Source organism: Rhizobium sp. CF080 (assembly GCF_000282095.2).
In the GTDB taxonomy this organism is placed as follows: Bacteria; Pseudomonadota; Alphaproteobacteria; order Rhizobiales; family Rhizobiaceae; genus Neorhizobium.
The window spans coordinates 1-15,267 of record NZ_AKKC02000016.1; the positions used below are offsets into that span (position 1 = coordinate 1).

Below are 15,267 nucleotides of genomic sequence, written 5' to 3' on the forward strand. Positions count from 1 at the left end.
TTAAGCCGATCGGAGCATCTTCGGCACGGTTACGATCGGCAGGAACGTAACCTTTGCCGTTGTTGACCGTGAATTCCATGCGGATCTCGGCACCCTCGTCGAGGGTGCAGATAACATGGTGCGGGTTGAGGATCTCGATATCGCCGACCGTCTGGATGTCGCCGGCGGTCACCGAGCCCGGGCCCTGCTTGCGCACGACCATGCGCTTTGCGTCATCGCCATCCATCTTGATGGCGATTTCCTTGATGTTGAGCACGATGTCCGTCACATCTTCCCGGACGCCCGGGATGGAGGAGAACTCATGCAATACGCCATCGATCTGCACGGCGGTCACAGCCGCACCGCGCAGAGACGACAAAAGCACGCGACGAAGCGCGTTGCCAAGCGTCAGGCCGAAGCCGCGCTCGAGGGGTTCGGCAACCAGGGTTACCTTGGTACGGCCGGAGGAGGAGAATTCCACCTTGTTCGGCTTGATCAGTTCCTGCCAGTTCTTCTGGATCATGACTCAATAACCTTCCGTTCGTTGCCACCATCCAATCGTGGCAACCGAGCATGAGGAGCACCGATCGGGACAATGCCCATCGGCGATATGGGTAAAGCCGCCGAACCTCTTGAGGAGGGTCAGGCGGCTATTCCCGAGTTCAGACAGAGGCCACCAATTCCCAACACGAGATCCGGCAGCCTCTTCGATTTCCGACAATCAGACGCGGCGCTTCTTGCGCGGGCGGCAGCCGTTGTGCGGGATCGGGGTAACGTCGCGGATCGAGGTGATCATGAAGCCGGCAGCCTGCAGAGCGCGCAGAGCCGATTCACGGCCGGAACCCGGGCCGCAGACTTCGACTTCCAGCGACTTCATGCCATGCTCCTGAGCCTTCTTGGCGCAGTCTTCGGCAGCGATCTGAGCGGCGAACGGGGTCGACTTGCGCGAACCCTTGAAGCCCTTTGCACCAGCGGACGACCAGGCAATCGCATTGCCCTGCGCGTCGGTGATGGTGATCATCGTGTTGTTGAAGGTAGAATTGACGTGGGCAACGCCCGACGTGATATTTTTACGCTCGCGTCTACGGACGCGGGTGGCTTCCTTGGCCATTTTATCCCTTTCGTTGATCTCTGCACCGCCGTAATTCCAGCGGCTCCACCTTGGAGTGAGTAGTCAATAGTGATTAGTGAGCAGGAACCAATCACTGCTCACCAACAACTAATCACCCCAAATTACTTCTTCTTACCAGCGATCGCCTTTGCCGGACCCTTGCGGGTGCGGGCATTGGTGTGCGTGCGCTGACCGCGGACCGGAAGGCCACGGCGATGACGCAGGCCGCGATAGCAGCCAAGGTCCATCAGACGCTTGATGTTCATCGCGGTATCGCGACGAAGGTCACCTTCGACCTGGTAGTCGCGGTCGATGGTTTCGCGGATCTGCAGGATTTCCGAGTCCGTCAGCTGATGGACGCGCTTTTCAGCCGGAAGACCGACCTTCTCCATGATTTCCGATGCGAATTTCGGGCCGATCCCGTGAATGTAGGTCAGCGCGATGACAACGCGCTTCGCAGTCGGGATGTTGACGCCAGCGATACGTGCCACGCCTATTCTCCTTGTTCCAGTTGCCATCCGGCAAGTGGTACTTCTTCCATGAAAGCAGCCTGATATGGGCCGCCAGTTCAAACACCATACGGAACAGGTCAAAACGACCGGTCTCGGATGTCCTTGCGGGAAATCCGCGCCGATCGCTAAAGCTGTCGCGAGTTGGCGCGGTGTTTAACGGAATCAGCGCTGAAATGCAACTGCTCCGCCCAAGATTCTTTAACAGATCGATGACGGCTCAAAGATCCGCCAGGATATTTTCGATGTCGGCCGTAACCTTGTCCATGTCCGCCATGCCGTCGACAGCCTTGAGCTTGCCCTTGGCATGGTAGTAGCCGAGAAGCGGCGAGGTTTCCTTGTAGTAGACCTCGAGTCGCTTGGTCATGGTCTCGGCGTTGTCGTCGGGACGGCGTTTGAAATGCGTCGAACCGCACTTGTCGCAGACGCCTTCCTGGGACGGCTTCTTGTCCGTGTCGTGATAAGTCGTGCCGCACTTCGCGCAGGAATAGCGACCCGCGACGCGGCGCACGAGCTCCTTGTCGTCGACACGCAGTTCGATGACGACGGAAAGATCGAGACCCTTGGCTTTCAGCATTGCCTCGGTCGCATCCGCCTGCACGAGCGTGCGCGGAAAACCGTCGAGGATGAAGCCGTTGGCGCAATCGGGCTGGTCGATACGCTCGGAGACGATCGCATTGACGATCTCGTCGGAGACGAGGTTGCCGGCATCCATGACGGCCTTGGCGCGCTTGCCCACTTCCGTCTCGGCGGCTACCGCCGCACGCAGCATATCGCCCGTGGAGAGCTGCGGGATGCCGTGCTTCTCCACGATCCGCTGGGCCTGGGTCCCCTTCCCCGCGCCCGGCGGTCCTAAAAGAATCAGTCTCATCGTCCCCTCTTTCCTCCGCGCAGTTTCGACTTCTTGATCAGACCCTCATACTGCTGCGCAATGAGGTGCCCCTGAATCTGTGCTACCGTATCGAGGGTTACACTGACAACAATCAAAAGCGAAGTCCCACCAAGGGCTAATGGCACGCCGGTGCGGGCCACCAGGAATTCCGGCAGGATGCAGACGAAGACAAGGTAGATCGCGCCGATGACCGTGATGCGGGTCAGCACATAATCGATGTATTCAGCCGTGCGCTCGCCCGGACGGATGCCCGGGATGAAGCCGCCATGCTTCTTCAGATTGTCGGCAGTGTCCTTCGGATTGAAGACGATCGCCGTGTAGAAGAAGGCGAAGAAGGCGATCAGCAGGCCGTAGAACAGCATGAACAGCGGCTGGCCATGGCCGAGCGCCGAGATGATCATGGTTGCCCAGTCCGGCAGGCCGGCATTGCCGGCAAAGCCTGCGGCCGTCGCCGGCAGAAGCAGAAGCGACGAGGCGAAGATCGCCGGGATGACGCCCGAGGTATTGAGCTTCAGCGGCAGGTGCGACGTATCGCCCTGGAACATGCGGTTGCCGACCTGGCGCTTCGGATACTGGATCAGCAGGCGGCGCTGGGCGCGCTCGACGAAGACGATCAGCGCAATGACGCCGATGGCGACGATCAGGACGGTGAGAATCAGTGCCGTCGGCAAGGCGCCGGTGCGGCCGAGCTCGAGTGTGCCGGCGAGAGCCGTCGGCAGGCCGGCGGCAATGCCGGAGAAGATGATCAGCGAAATGCCGTTGCCGATGCCGCGCGAGGTGATCTGTTCGCCGAGCCACATCAGGAACATGGTGCCGCCGAGCAGCGTCACGACCGTGGAAAGCTTGAAGAACCAGCCCGGATCGACCACCAGGCCCTGGCCGCTTTCGAGGCCGGCCGCGATGCCATAGGCCTGCAGCGTGCCGAGCAGCACCGTGCCGTAGCGGGTGTACTGGTTGATGATCTTGCGGCCGGCTTCGCCTTCCTTCTTGAGGTTCTCAAGCGAGGGGACGACCGAGGTCATCAGCTGCACGATGATCGACGCGGAAATGTAGGGCATGATGCCGAGCGCGAAGATCGCCATGCGCTCCACTGCACCGCCCGAAAACATGTTGAAAAGTCCGAGGATGCCGCCGGCCTGGCCGCGGAAGGCCTGGGCATAGGCTTCGGGGTTCAAGCCCGGAAGCGGAATGTGGGTGCCAAGGCGATACACGAGAAGTGCCGCAAGGGTAAACCAAAGCCGCTTCTTGAGGTCCTCCGCCTTGGCGAAGGTCGCAAAATTCAGATTGGAGGCAAGTTGTTCCGCTGCAGAAGCCATGCAATTCTCCGCCCGACCAATTCTCCGGCGGCGGGGGAAGTGCCGGGTCCGGAAAGCAGTCTAAAAATTCAGGTTCACAAAAACCGGGCGCGCAAGATTGCGAATGCAATCGGATGCCTCACCCTGTTTTCCGTATGATCCCGGTCAGGCGACCAACAGGATCGCTTCGGGATCGTGAGGCTCACATATGGAGATAAAATCGCCCGGTGTGAAGCACAAACCGGGCGATTTTTAAACGATTTATTCGGCTGCCGCTTCGGCGACGACGAGCAGCTTGATCGAGCCACCGGTCTTCTCGATCTTCTCGACGGCAGCCTTGGAGGCACCGGCGACTTCGATCGAAACCTTGGCGGTCAGCTCGCCGTCGGCGAGGATGCGAACGCCGTCCTTCGGGCGACGGATGACGCCGGCAGCCTTGAGGGCAGCAGCATCGATCGTTGCCTTTGGGTCAAGCTTCTTGGCATCGATCGCGGTCTGGATACGGCCGAGCGAAACGGTGGCGTATTCAGACTTGAAGATGTTGGTGAAGCCGCGCTTCGGCAGGCGACGATAGATCGGCATCTGGCCGCCTTCGAAGCCCTTGATCGCCACGCCTGAACGGGCCTTCTGACCCTTCACGCCACGACCGCCGGTCTTGCCCTTGCCGGAACCGATACCGCGACCTACGCGGATACGGTCCTTGGAAGAGCCTTCGTTGTCCTTGATCTCATTCAGTTTCATGGTCAATTCCTCCGTCTCACTTCTCGTCGACGACGCGAACGAGATGCTGGACAGCCCGGATCATGCCACGAACGGAAGGCGTATCTTCCAGGGTGCGGGTCCGGTGCATCTTGTTAAGTCCGAGACCGATCAGCGTCTGGCGCTGGACGTCCGGGCGGCGGATGGGGCTACCGATCTGCTCGACGGTAACCGTCTTCTTGGCTTCTGCCTGAGTGGCTTTCTTGGCCATTATCGCTCTCCTTATTCTTCCTGCGCATTGCCGGAAGCGGCGCGGCGAGCCTGAAGCGTTGCATACTTGATGCCACGCTGAGCCGCTACGTCCTTCGGATGCACCTGATGCTTCAGGGCGTCGAACGTGGCGCGAACCATGTTGTAGGGGTTCGACGAACCGGTCGACTTGGCGACGACGTCATGGACGCCGAGCGTTTCGAATACGGCGCGCATCGGGCCGCCGGCGATGATGCCGGTACCAGCCTTGGCCGAGCGCAGCAGAACCTTGCCGGCGCCGTGACGGCCGTTGACATCGTGATGCAGCGTACGGCCGTCGCGCAGCGGTACGAAGATCAGATCGCGCTTTGCGCTTTCGGTCGCCTTGCGGATGGCTTCCGGCACTTCGCGTGCCTTGCCATGGCCGAAGCCGACGCGGCCCTTCTGGTCGCCGACGACGACGAGAGCTGCGAAACCAAAACGACGGCCGCCCTTGACGACCTTGGCGACGCGGTTGATCGCGACCAGCTTGTCGACGAATTCGCTATCGCGCTCTTCGCGGCTCTGGCGATCTTCGCGCTGGCCTCTTCTTTCTTGTGCCATTGTTCTTTTCCTTTTTCTTTTCCGGGTGCAATGGGCAATTTCCGGGAGCCAACCATCCCCTGCCCGTGAAGGACTAGAATGGAACGACTGATGCGTGCGGCGAACCGCATTTCGCCCGCCTCCCCTTCTTCGGGGATGCGGGCGAAAATTCTTAGAAGCTCAGGCCGCCTTCGCGGGCAGCTTCGGCAAGCGCCTTGATGCGGCCGTGATAGATGAAGGCGCCGCGATCGAACACGACTTCCGTCACGCCGGCCTTGGTGGCGCGTTCTGCAACCAGCTTGCCGACAGCGGCAGCTGCCGCAACGTCAGCACCGGTCTTCAGCGACGTGCGCAGACCGGCATCGAGCGTGGAGGCGGCAGCAAGCGTGCGGCCGGCCACGTCATCGATAACCTGGACATAGATGTTCTTGGACGAGCGGTGAACCGACAGACGCGGACGGCCGTTTGCGACCTTCTTGATCTGGCGGCGAACACGGCTCGCACGCTTGGTGAGTGCTTCTTTTCTGGTAGCCATGATCCGTCGTCCTTACTTCTTCTTGCCTTCCTTGCGGACGATCCGTTCCTCAGCGTACTTGACGCCTTTGCCCTTGTAGGGCTCGGGACCGCGGTATTCGCGGATTTCCGCGGCAACCTGACCGACCTGCTGCTTATTGATGCCGGTGACGACGATTTCCGTCGGCTTCGGCACGGCAATGGTGATGCCTTCCGGCGTCTGGTAGACGACGTCGTGGCTGAAGCCCAGCGCCAGCTGCAGGTTCTTGCCCTGCATGGATGCGCGGTAACCGACGCCGTTGATTTCGAGCTTGCGCTCAAAACCGTCCTTAACACCCTTCAGGATGTTTTCGATCATCGTGCGGGACATGCCCCACTTCGACCGAGCATCCTTGCTGTCGTTGACCGGAGTCACCGAAATGGCATTGTCTTCAAGTGCCAGCTTGATTTCGTCGTTTGCGACGAAGAAAAGCTCACCCTTCGGGCCCTTGGCAGTCACCTTCTGGCCATCAACAGTGGCCGTGATCCCTGCAGGAACCTGAACGGGCTTTTTACCGATACGAGACATGTTTCAATCCTGTCTGTTCGCTATGGAGTTCCCCTACCCTGTCTTAGAAGACAGAGCAGAGAACCTCGCCACCAACGTTCTGTTCGCGAGCCTGGTGATCAGCCATCACACCCTTCGGGGTCGAAAGGATGGTGATGCCGAGGCCGTTCGAAACCTGCGGAATGGACTTCACCGAGACATAAACTCGGCGGCCCGGCTTGGACACGCGGCCGATCTCACGGATCACCGACGCGCCTTCATAGTACTTGAGTTCGATTTCGATCTCGGCCTTGCCGTTACCGTAATCGATTTCCGAATAACCGCGGATGTAGCCTTCAGCCTGCAGGACGTCGAGAACGCGGGCACGCAGCTTGGAAGCAGGCGTGGAAACGGTCGACTTGCGGCGGGCTGCGCCGTTGCGGATACGGGTGAGCATATCGCCCAAGGGATCAGTCATGGTCATCTAACGATCTCCTTACCAGCTCGACTTGACGATGCCCGGCACCTTGCCGAGATTGCCGAGCTCACGAAGCGCGATACGCGACATCCTGAGCTTGCGATAGAAAGCGCGCGGGCGACCGGTGACTTCGCAACGGTTGCGGATACGCGTCTTCGACCCATCGCGCGGCAGAGAAGCGAGCTTCAGAGTTGCCTTGAACCGTTCTTCGATGGAAAGTTCCTGGTTCATGATGGTTGCCTTCAGGGTCGCACGCTTGGCGGCCTGGTTGGCAACTGTCTTGCGGCGGCGCTTGTTCTTTTCAACTGCGCTGGTTTTCGCCATATCGGAGTTCCTTTTAAACGCTCGTCGTTACGGTTACTGGCGGAACGGGAAGTTGAACTCTTTCAAGAGAGCCCGTGCTTCGTCGTCCTTGGTAGCCGTCGTGCAAACGATGATGTCCATGCCCCACATCTGATCAACCTTGTCGTAGTTGATCTCAGGGAACACAATGTGCTCCTTGATGCCCATGGCAAAGTTGCCACGGCCGTCAAAGCTCTTCGGGTTCAGGCCGCGGAAGTCGCGAACGCGCGGAAGCGCGATGTTGATCAGACGGTCCAGGAATTCGTACATGCGTGCGCCGCGAAGCGTAACCTTGGCACCGATCGGCATGAATTCGCGAACCTTGAAGCCCGCGATGGAATTCCGTGCCTTGGTGATGACCGGCTTCTGGCCTGCAATGGCGGCCAGGTCGGCAGCAGCCACGGAAGGCTTCTTCGAGTCAGCCGTCGCTTCGCCAACACCCATGTTGATGACGATCTTGTCCAGCTTGGGGATCATCATGTCGTTGGAATAGGAGAACTGCTCCTTCAGCGCGGCGCGAATGCGGGAATTATATTCCGCCTTGAGCCGCGGCTCATACTTTGCCTCAGCCATCGATCACATCTCCCGTACGCTTGGCCACACGCACCTTCTTGCCGTCGACGACAGAGAAGCCAACGCGGGTCGGCTTGCCGTCTTTCGCGACGATCGCGATGTTCGACAGATGAATGGACGCTTCCTTGTTGATGATGCCGGCTTCCTGCGTCTGAGACTGACGCTGGTGGCGCTTCACCATGTTGATGCCACGCACGACGGCGCGGTCTTCCTTCGGCATGACCTGGAGGACTTCGCCGGTGCGGCCCTTGTCCTTGCCTGCCAATACGACGACGCTGTCGCCCTTCTTGATCTTGTTCATCGCATGAGCTCCTTACAGTACTTCCGGAGCCAGCGAGATGATCTTCATGTGGTTCTTGGCGCGAAGTTCGCGCGGAACCGGTCCGAAGATACGGGTGCCGATCGGCTCTTTCTTGTTGTCGATGAGGACCGCTGCGTTGTTGTCGAAGCGGATGACGCTGCCGTCCGGACGACGGATGTCCTTGGCGGTACGCACAACAACCGCCTTCATCACGTCACCCTTCTTGACGCGGCCGCGCGGGATCGCTTCCTTGATCGAAACGACAATGATGTCGCCGATCGAAGCGTACTTGCGCTTGGAGCCGCCCAGCACCTTGATGCACATGACACGACGTGCGCCGGAATTATCCGCCACGTCGAGGTTTGTTTGCATCTGAATCATGTCAGGTCGCCTTTTTCTAATGACCGAAACGACCGGGCGCAAAAACACCCCGTTTCGGCTTATGGACAGAATCTCGTTGTGCGCGGGTGGGGTCTTGCCAAGGTGGTTTCCTCAAAAGGACCTTCCCTGCGCTCAAAGCAAAAGAACGCTCGTTTCCGAGCGTCCTGCGCCAGTGGGGTGCTTCTTACAGGATTCTGCGTCGGGCGCAAGGCCCAGACGCGAAATCCGAAGCAAATTAAGCCTGGGCGGAAACGACCGTCCAGGTTTTGTCCTTGGAGATCGGCGCGCATTCCTGAATGGAAACGACGTCACCTACCTTGTACTGGTTGTTCTCGTCATGCGCCTTGTACTTCTTGGAACGGCGGACCGTCTTCTGAAGCAGCGGATGCGCGAAGCGGCGCTCGACCCGGACAACAACGGTCTTCTCGTTCTTGTCGGAAACTACGACGCCCTGCAGAATGCGTTTCGGCATATTATTTTTCCTTAGGCCTTGGCTTCTGCCGCCTTCTGGCGGGCAATGGTTTTCACGCGGGCGATGTCCTTGCGAACTTCGGTGATGCGCGAGGACTTCTCGAGCTGACCGGTAGCCTTCTGGAAGCGCAGGTTGAACTGCTCCTTCTTCAGGTCGGCGAGCTTGTCCTTGAGCTGGTCGGCCGTGAGGCCGCGAACGTCTTCGGCTTTCATGTGCCTTGCTCCTTACTCTGCGATGCGCTGTACGAAGCGCGTCTTGACCGAGAGCTTGGCTGCGCCGAGACGAAGCGCCTCGCGGGCGAGCTCCTCGGAAACACCGTCGATCTCGAACATCATGCGGCCGGGCTTGACCTTGCAGGCCCAGTATTCGACGCCGCCCTTACCTTTACCCATGCGGACTTCGGTCGGCTTTGCGGTGACCGGAACGTCCGGGAACACGCGGATCCAGACACGGCCGGCGCGCTTCATGGCACGCGTGATCGCGCGGCGGGCCGCTTCAATCTCGCGGGCGTTGACGCGGTTGGGTTCCTGAGACTTCAGGCCAAATTCACCGAAGGCCAGATCGAAGCCGCCCTTGGCCACACCCTTGATGCGACCCTTGAACTGCTTGCGGTACTTGGTACGCTTTGGCTGCAACATTTTCTTACTTCTCCGAGCTTATCTTTCGCCAGCGTTGATCAAGCGTTTTCGCGGCGGCGATCACCACGGTCACCACGATCGCCGCGTTCGCGGCTTGCGGGACCCTGTGCATCGCCTTCCATGGCGCGACGTTCAGAAGCCATCGGATCGTGCTCAAGGATTTCGCCCTTGAAGATCCAGACCTTGATCCCGCAGATACCGAATGCGGTTTCGGCTTCAGCCGTACCGTAGTCGATGTCGGCGCGCAGTGTATGAAGCGGAACGCGACCTTCGCGGTACCATTCGGTACGGGCGATTTCAGCACCGCCGAGACGGCCGGCGCAGGTGATCTTGATGCCTTCGGCACCGAGACGCATGGCCGACTGAACGGCACGCTTCATCGCACGGCGGAAAGCCACGCGGCGCTCGAGCTGCTGGGCGATCGACTGGGCGACGAGCGTCGAGTCGATTTCCGGCTTGCGCACTTCAACGATGTTGAGATGCGTTTCCGAATTGGTCATCGTGGCGATCTTCTTGCGAAGCTTCTCGATGTCCGCGCCCTTCTTGCCGATGATCAGACCCGGGCGAGCCGAGTGGATCGTGACGCGGCACTTCTTGTGCGGACGCTCTATGACAACCTTGGCGATGCCGGCCTGCTTCAGTTCCGACATCAGATAGGCGCGGATCTTCAGGTCCTCATGGAGGAGCTGACCGTATTCCGCGTTGTCGGCGAACCAACGGCTGTCCCAGGTACGGTTAATGCCGAGGCGGAAACCGATCGGATTAATTTTCTGGCCCATTATGCGGCCTCCCCTTTTTCCTCGACTTCGCGGACGACGATCGTCAGATGCGAGAACGGCTTCTCGATCCGCGATGCACGGCCGCGGCCACGAGCGTGGAAGCGCTTCATCACGATCGACTTGCCTACATAGGCTTCCGAAACGATCAGGGCGTCGACGTCGAGGTCATGGTTGTTTTCAGCATTGGCGATTGCAGACTCGAGGGTCTTCTTCACCGTGCCGGCGATGCGCTTGCGCGAGAATTCGAGCTCTGCAAGCGCGCGTTCGACCTTCTTGCCGCGGATCATGGCGGCAACGAGGTTCAGCTTCTGGGGGCTGACGCGGAGCGTGCGCGCAACTGCCTGCGCCTCGTTATCCTTCAGCCGGCGTTCGGTCTTAGCCTTCGCCATGATTACTTCCTCTTCGCCTTCTTGTCCGCGCCGTGACCGTAATAGGTACGGGTGGGAGCGAATTCACCGAACTTGTGTCCGACCATGTCTTCGTTGACGCTGACCGGAATGTGCTTGCTGCCGTTGTAGACGCCGAACGTCAGACCAACGAACTGCGGCAGGATGGTGGACCGACGGGTCCACATCTTGATTACTTCACTCCGTCCGCCTTCGCGCACCTTCTCAGCCTTCTTGAGAAGATAGCCGTCAACAAACGGACCTTTCCATACTGAACGAGCCATTAGTGACTTCCTTCTCTCTTACTTCTTGCGCTGGTGGCGCGAACGCATGATGAACTTGTCCGTGGACTTGTTCGAACGCGTGCGCTTGCCCTTGGTCGGCTTGCCCCACGGCGAGACCGGATGACGGCCGCCCGAGGTACGGCCTTCACCACCGCCGTGCGGATGGTCGACTGGGTTCATGACGACGCCGCGGTTATGCGGACGCTTGCCACGCCAGACGGTACGACCGGCCTTGCCGTCGCTGATGTTGCCGTGATCCGGGTTGGAAACCGCACCGACCGAAGCCAGGCAGGAGCCCGGAACGAGGCGCTGTTCGCCGGAGTTCAGGCGCAGGATCGCCATGCCAGCGTCGCGGCCGACGAGCTGAACGTAAGTGCCGGCCGAACGAGCGATCTGACCGCCCTTGCCCGGCTTCATCTCGACGTTGTGCACGATCGAACCGACCGGGATGTACTGCAGCGGCATGGTGTTGCCGGGCTTGACGTCGACGGCCTTCTCGGAAGCGATCACCTTGTCGCCGGCAGCGAGGCGCTGCGGAGCCAGGATGTAGGCCTGCTCGCCGTCGGTATAGGTGACCAGCGCGATGAACGCGGTGCGGTTCGGGTCGTATTCCAGACGCTCGACGGTGCCTTCAACGTCGAACTTGCGACGCTTGAAGTCGATCAGGCGATAGGTCCGCTTGTGACCGCCGCCGATAAAGCGGGCGGTGATGCGGCCGTAGTTGTTGCGGCCGCCGCTCTTGGAGAGACCCTCGGTGAGCTTCTTGACGGGCTTGCCCTTCCAGAGGCCGGACCGGTCGACGATAACCAGCTGACGCTGGCTCGGGGTCGTCGGGTTGTAGCTTTTCAATGCCATTATCTTATACCTCAGAGACCGGTGGAGACGTCGATCGTCTGACCTTCGGCCAGGGTGACGACAGCCTTCTTGACGTCCTTCTGCTTGCCAATGAAGCCACGGAACCGCTTCACCTTGCCCTTGCGGACAAGCGTGTTGACGGCCGTGACCTTCACACCGAACAGCGCCTCTACGGCAGCCTTGATTTCCGGCTTGGAAGCAGTCTTGGCAACGTTGAAGACGACCTGGTTCTGCTCTGATACCAGCGTCGACTTTTCGGTGATCGAGGGAGATACGATCACATCATAGTGGCGAATGTCGGTCACTTGAAACGCTCCTCTAGAGCTTCCACCGCAGCCTTGGAAAGCACCAGCTTGCCGCGACGCAGGATGTCGTAAACATTGATGCCCTGAACCGGCAGAACATCGACGTTCGGGATGTTCTGGGCGGCGAGCTTGAAGTTGCTGTCGAGCTCAACGCCGCCGATGAACAACACGTTGGTGAGGCCGAGCGAAGCAAACGAACCGGCAAGCGCCTTGGTCTTTGCTTCGGCGGCAACCAGGTTGTCGACGATGATGATGTCTTCAGCCTTCATCTTTGCAGAGAGGGCGTGACGAAGAGCCAGCGCACGAACCTTCTTGGGAAGGTCATGCTCGTGGCTGCGGACGACCGGGCCGTGAGCCTTGCCACCGCCGCGGAACTGCGGAGCGCGAGCCGAATGGTGACGAGCGCGGCCCGTACCCTTCTGCTTGTACATCTTGGCGCCGGTGCGGGAGACTTCAGCACGACCCTTGGTCTTGTGCGTGCCCTGCTGCTTCTTGGCGAGCTGCCAACGAACCATACGGGCCAGAATGTCTTCGCGGGGGTCGAGGCCGAAAATCTCGTCCGACAGGGCTACCTTGCCGGCGTCTTTTCCCTCGAGGGTCTTGACGTTATATTCCATGTGCTTGGCTCCCTTACTTCGCGGCCGACTTGATGGCATCGCGAACGACGATCCAAGCGCCCTTGGAGCCGGGAACGGCACCCTTGACGAGGATCAGGCCACGGTTCTCGTCGGTGGAAACAACTTCGAGGTTCTGGGTGGTGATGCGCGTCTGGCCCATATGACCAGCCATGCGCTTGCCCTTCCAGACCTTGCCCGGATCTTGGTTGTTACCAGTCGAACCATGCGAACGGTGCGAAACGGACACACCGTGCGTGGCACGCAGACCACCGAAGTTATGGCGCTTCATGGCGCCGGCGAAACCCTTACCGATCGAGGTACCGGTGACGTCCACCAGCTGACCCGCCGTAAAGTGACCAGCCGTCAGCTCGGTGCCGACATCGATCAGATTGTCTTCGGAAACGCGAAACTCGACGAGCTTCGCCTTCGGCTCGACTTCGGCGACGGCGAAATGGCCGCGCAGCGCCTTGGTCGTGTTCTTTACCTTGGCCGTGCCGGCACCGAGCTGAACGGCGGGGTAGCCATTCTTCTCGACAGTGCGCTGAGCCACGACCTGGCAGTTTTCCAGCCGCAATACGGTTACGGGAACATGCTCGCCTGCGTCGTTATAGACGCGGGTCATTCCCACCTTCTGTGCAATTACACCTGAACGCATCGGTTCAATCCTTCTCACTCAGCCCGAGACCGAGGTCTCAGAGCTTGATCTCAACATCGACACCAGCGGCGAGGTCGAGCTTCATCAGCGCGTCCACCGTCTGCGGTGTCGGGTCAACGATATCGAGAAGGCGCTTATGGGTGCGCATCTCGAACTGCTCGCGGCTCTTCTTGTCGATGTGGGGGGACCGGTTAACCGTAAACTTCTCGATGCGGGTCGGAAGCGGAACGGGGCCCCGGACGCTTGCGCCGGTGCGCTTCGCCGTCGACACGATCTCGCGCGTCGACGCGTCGAGAATGCGGTGATCGAACGCCTTCAGGCGAATGCGGATATTTTGGCCGTTCATTCGACGTTATCCTTGTTGTCTTGTTTATCCACGTGCCAACCCAATAGGGCACGGGTTGTTCTTTCTTCCTAAGGCGGACCACCGGTTTCAAAGATCGAAGGGGACACCGAGAATACGGCGTCCCTTTCCACTCTTCGGGCCTTTGGCCCACCTCATTTGTTCATTGCCTGCCTCGAACCCGAAGCAGCGGGCAAATCACGCTCGCGCGCCATTTGCTACATTTTTGTGTCATACGCAAGCGGCCAAAGCCGCTTGCGTTAAAACTTACTCGACGATCGAAGCAACGATGCCTGCGCCGACGGTGCGGCCGCCTTCGCGGATTGCGAAGCGCAGCTTTTCTTCCATCGCGATCGGAACGATCAGCTCGACGGCAACGGTCACGTTGTCGCCAGGCATGACCATTTCCGTGCCTTCCGGAAGCGTCACGATGCCCGTCACGTCCGTCGTGCGGAAGTAGAACTGCGGACGGTAGTTGGTGAAGAACGGCGTATGACGGCCGCCTTCTTCCTTCGTCAGGATGTAGGCTTCAGCCATGAACTTCTTGTGCGGCTTGACCGAACCCGGCTTGCACAGAATCTGGCCACGCTCGACGCCGTCACGGTTCACGCCGCGAACCAGTGCGCCGATGTTGTCGCCGGCCTGGCCCTGATCGAGCAGCTTGCGGAACATTTCAACGCCGGTCACCGTCGTCTTCGAGGTCGGGCGGATGCCGACGATCTCGACTTCTTCGCCAACCTTGACGATGCCACGCTCGACGCGGCCGGTGACAACCGTGCCACGGCCCGAGATCGAGAACACGTCTTCGATCGGCATCAGGAACGGCTGGTCGATCGGACGCTCAGGCGTCGGGATGTAGGCATCGACGGCGGCCATCAGTTCGCGGATCGCGTCTTCGCCGATCTTCTTGTCGGAATCTTCAAGAGCGGCCAGAGCCGAACCCTTGACGATCGGAATGTCGTCGCCCGGGAAGTCATAGGACGACAGCAGTTCGCGCACTTCCAGCTCGACGAGTTCGAGAAGCTCGGCGTCGTCAACCTGGTCGACCTTGTTGAGGAACACGACGATCGCCGGAACGCCGACCTGACGGGCAAGCAGGATGTGCTCGCGGGTCTGCGGCATCGGGCCGTCGGCAGCCGAGCAGACCAGGATCGCGCCGTCCATCTGCGCGGCACCGGTGATCATGTTCTTGACGTAGTCGGCGTGGCCGGGGCAGTCGACGTGGGCATAGTGGCGGGCCGGCGTCTCATATTCGACGTGCGCCGTCGAAATGGTGATGCCGCGCGCCTTTTCTTCAGGAGCCGCGTCGATCTGGTCATAGGCTTTGTACTCGCCGAAGTACTTCGTGATCGCGGCCGTCAGCGACGTCTTGCCATGGTCAACGTGACCGATCGTGCCAATGTTGACGTGCGGCTTGTTGCGCTCAAACTTGCTCTTTGCCATTTCCGGCTTCTCCGTTCTTATCCCCGTCAGGGGTTATTCTCTAAATTTGATTGGGCGGGT

General features: G+C 59.9%; 27 protein-coding genes. All 27 read right to left on the reverse strand.

Going from position 1 to position 15,267, the window contains the following annotated elements:
* On the reverse strand, positions 1–502 hold a 502-nt coding region (locus tag PMI07_RS30245; RefSeq protein ID WP_024164296.1), incomplete at its 3' end, for a DNA-directed RNA polymerase subunit alpha.
* 198 nt (positions 503–700) lie between these two features.
* Positions 701–1,090: a 30S ribosomal protein S11 gene (gene rpsK / locus PMI07_RS30250; protein WP_007766864.1), complete on the reverse strand. Its 390-nt coding sequence runs from the start codon at positions 1,088–1,090 to the stop codon at positions 701–703.
* 122 nt (positions 1,091–1,212) lie between these two features.
* On the reverse strand, positions 1,213–1,581 hold the full coding sequence (gene rpsM / locus PMI07_RS30255; RefSeq protein WP_024164297.1) for a 30S ribosomal protein S13: 369 nt from the start codon (positions 1,579–1,581) through the stop codon (positions 1,213–1,215).
* Positions 1,582–1,819: 238 nt separating this feature from the next.
* Positions 1,820–2,470, reverse strand: a complete 651-nt coding sequence (locus PMI07_RS30260) for an adenylate kinase (RefSeq protein ID WP_007766861.1) — start codon at positions 2,468–2,470, stop codon at positions 1,820–1,822.
* The gene (secY, locus tag PMI07_RS30265; protein ID WP_007766858.1) at positions 2,467–3,807 is read right to left on the reverse strand and encodes a preprotein translocase subunit SecY; all 1,341 of its coding nucleotides are present in this window, start codon (positions 3,805–3,807) and stop codon (positions 2,467–2,469) included. Before secY ends, PMI07_RS30260 begins: the two co-directional genes overlap by 4 nt.
* 240 nt (positions 3,808–4,047) lie before the next feature.
* The gene (gene rplO, locus PMI07_RS30270; protein WP_007766854.1) at positions 4,048–4,527 is read right to left on the reverse strand and encodes a 50S ribosomal protein L15; all 480 of its coding nucleotides are present in this window, start codon (positions 4,525–4,527) and stop codon (positions 4,048–4,050) included.
* 16 nt (positions 4,528–4,543) lie between these two features.
* On the reverse strand, positions 4,544–4,756 hold the full coding sequence (gene rpmD / locus PMI07_RS30275; protein WP_007766851.1) for a 50S ribosomal protein L30: 213 nt from the start codon (positions 4,754–4,756) through the stop codon (positions 4,544–4,546).
* An 11-nt stretch (positions 4,757–4,767) separates the two neighbouring features.
* Positions 4,768–5,337, reverse strand: a complete 570-nt coding sequence (gene rpsE / locus PMI07_RS30280) for a 30S ribosomal protein S5 (protein WP_007766847.1) — start codon at positions 5,335–5,337, stop codon at positions 4,768–4,770.
* 151 nt (positions 5,338–5,488) lie between these two features.
* Positions 5,489–5,851: a 50S ribosomal protein L18 gene (rplR, locus tag PMI07_RS30285; RefSeq protein WP_024164298.1), complete on the reverse strand. Its 363-nt coding sequence runs from the start codon at positions 5,849–5,851 to the stop codon at positions 5,489–5,491.
* Between the two features lie 12 nt (positions 5,852–5,863).
* A complete protein-coding gene (gene rplF, locus PMI07_RS30290) occupies positions 5,864–6,397 on the reverse strand; it encodes a 50S ribosomal protein L6 (protein WP_007770122.1) in 534 nt (177 codons plus the stop codon).
* 43 nt (positions 6,398–6,440) lie between these two features.
* Positions 6,441–6,839 (reverse strand): 30S ribosomal protein S8, encoded by a 399-nt coding sequence (gene rpsH, locus PMI07_RS30295; protein WP_007770127.1) that lies wholly within the window; start codon positions 6,837–6,839, stop codon positions 6,441–6,443.
* A gap of 12 nt (positions 6,840–6,851) precedes the next feature.
* The gene (gene rpsN, locus PMI07_RS30300; protein ID WP_007770129.1) at positions 6,852–7,157 is read right to left on the reverse strand and encodes a 30S ribosomal protein S14; all 306 of its coding nucleotides are present in this window, start codon (positions 7,155–7,157) and stop codon (positions 6,852–6,854) included.
* A gap of 33 nt (positions 7,158–7,190) precedes the next feature.
* On the reverse strand, positions 7,191–7,748 hold the full coding sequence (gene rplE / locus PMI07_RS30305; protein WP_007770134.1) for a 50S ribosomal protein L5: 558 nt from the start codon (positions 7,746–7,748) through the stop codon (positions 7,191–7,193).
* A complete protein-coding gene (gene rplX, locus PMI07_RS30310; protein ID WP_007770136.1) occupies positions 7,741–8,049 on the reverse strand; it encodes a 50S ribosomal protein L24 in 309 nt (102 codons plus the stop codon). The genes rplE and rplX overlap by 8 nt, the downstream gene beginning before the upstream one ends.
* A 12-nt stretch (positions 8,050–8,061) precedes the next feature.
* Positions 8,062–8,430, reverse strand: a complete 369-nt coding sequence (rplN, locus tag PMI07_RS30315; protein WP_007770138.1) for a 50S ribosomal protein L14 — start codon at positions 8,428–8,430, stop codon at positions 8,062–8,064.
* A gap of 235 nt (positions 8,431–8,665) precedes the next feature.
* Entirely contained in the window at positions 8,666–8,902 is a 237-nt protein-coding gene (gene rpsQ / locus PMI07_RS30320; protein WP_007770140.1) for a 30S ribosomal protein S17, read from the reverse strand.
* Positions 8,903–8,913: 11 nt separating this feature from the next.
* A complete protein-coding gene (rpmC, locus tag PMI07_RS30325; protein ID WP_007770142.1) occupies positions 8,914–9,114 on the reverse strand; it encodes a 50S ribosomal protein L29 in 201 nt (66 codons plus the stop codon).
* A gap of 12 nt (positions 9,115–9,126) precedes the next feature.
* Positions 9,127–9,540 (reverse strand): 50S ribosomal protein L16, encoded by a 414-nt coding sequence (gene rplP, locus PMI07_RS30330; protein WP_007770145.1) that lies wholly within the window; start codon positions 9,538–9,540, stop codon positions 9,127–9,129.
* Positions 9,541–9,578: 38 nt separating this feature from the next.
* Positions 9,579–10,319 (reverse strand): 30S ribosomal protein S3, encoded by a 741-nt coding sequence (rpsC, locus tag PMI07_RS30335; protein WP_007770147.1) that lies wholly within the window; start codon positions 10,317–10,319, stop codon positions 9,579–9,581.
* Positions 10,319–10,708 (reverse strand): 50S ribosomal protein L22, encoded by a 390-nt coding sequence (rplV, locus tag PMI07_RS30340; RefSeq protein ID WP_007770149.1) that lies wholly within the window; start codon positions 10,706–10,708, stop codon positions 10,319–10,321. Before rplV ends, rpsC begins: the two co-directional genes overlap by 1 nt.
* Before the next feature lie 2 nt (positions 10,709–10,710).
* Entirely contained in the window at positions 10,711–10,989 is a 279-nt protein-coding gene (gene rpsS / locus PMI07_RS30345; RefSeq protein ID WP_007770151.1) for a 30S ribosomal protein S19, read from the reverse strand.
* Positions 10,990–11,007: 18 nt separating this feature from the next.
* The gene (gene rplB, locus PMI07_RS30350) at positions 11,008–11,844 is read right to left on the reverse strand and encodes a 50S ribosomal protein L2 (protein WP_024164299.1); all 837 of its coding nucleotides are present in this window, start codon (positions 11,842–11,844) and stop codon (positions 11,008–11,010) included.
* An 11-nt stretch (positions 11,845–11,855) separates the two neighbouring features.
* Positions 11,856–12,149, reverse strand: coding sequence for a 50S ribosomal protein L23 (locus PMI07_RS30355; RefSeq protein WP_007761057.1), 294 nt, complete (start codon positions 12,147–12,149; stop codon positions 11,856–11,858).
* On the reverse strand, positions 12,146–12,766 hold the full coding sequence (gene rplD, locus PMI07_RS30360) for a 50S ribosomal protein L4 (RefSeq protein ID WP_007761052.1): 621 nt from the start codon (positions 12,764–12,766) through the stop codon (positions 12,146–12,148). The genes PMI07_RS30355 and rplD overlap by 4 nt, the downstream gene beginning before the upstream one ends.
* Positions 12,767–12,779: 13 nt before the next feature.
* Positions 12,780–13,421, reverse strand: coding sequence for a 50S ribosomal protein L3 (gene rplC / locus PMI07_RS30365; RefSeq protein WP_024164300.1), 642 nt, complete (start codon positions 13,419–13,421; stop codon positions 12,780–12,782).
* A 37-nt stretch (positions 13,422–13,458) separates the two neighbouring features.
* Positions 13,459–13,767 carry a 30S ribosomal protein S10 gene (rpsJ, locus tag PMI07_RS30370; protein WP_003547547.1) on the reverse strand — a complete coding sequence of 103 codons (309 nt, stop codon included), beginning with the start codon at positions 13,765–13,767 and terminating at the stop codon, positions 13,459–13,461.
* Between the two features lie 264 nt (positions 13,768–14,031).
* The gene (gene tuf, locus PMI07_RS30375; RefSeq protein ID WP_024164301.1) at positions 14,032–15,207 is read right to left on the reverse strand and encodes an elongation factor Tu; all 1,176 of its coding nucleotides are present in this window, start codon (positions 15,205–15,207) and stop codon (positions 14,032–14,034) included.
* Positions 15,208–15,267: the final 60 nt, after the last annotated feature.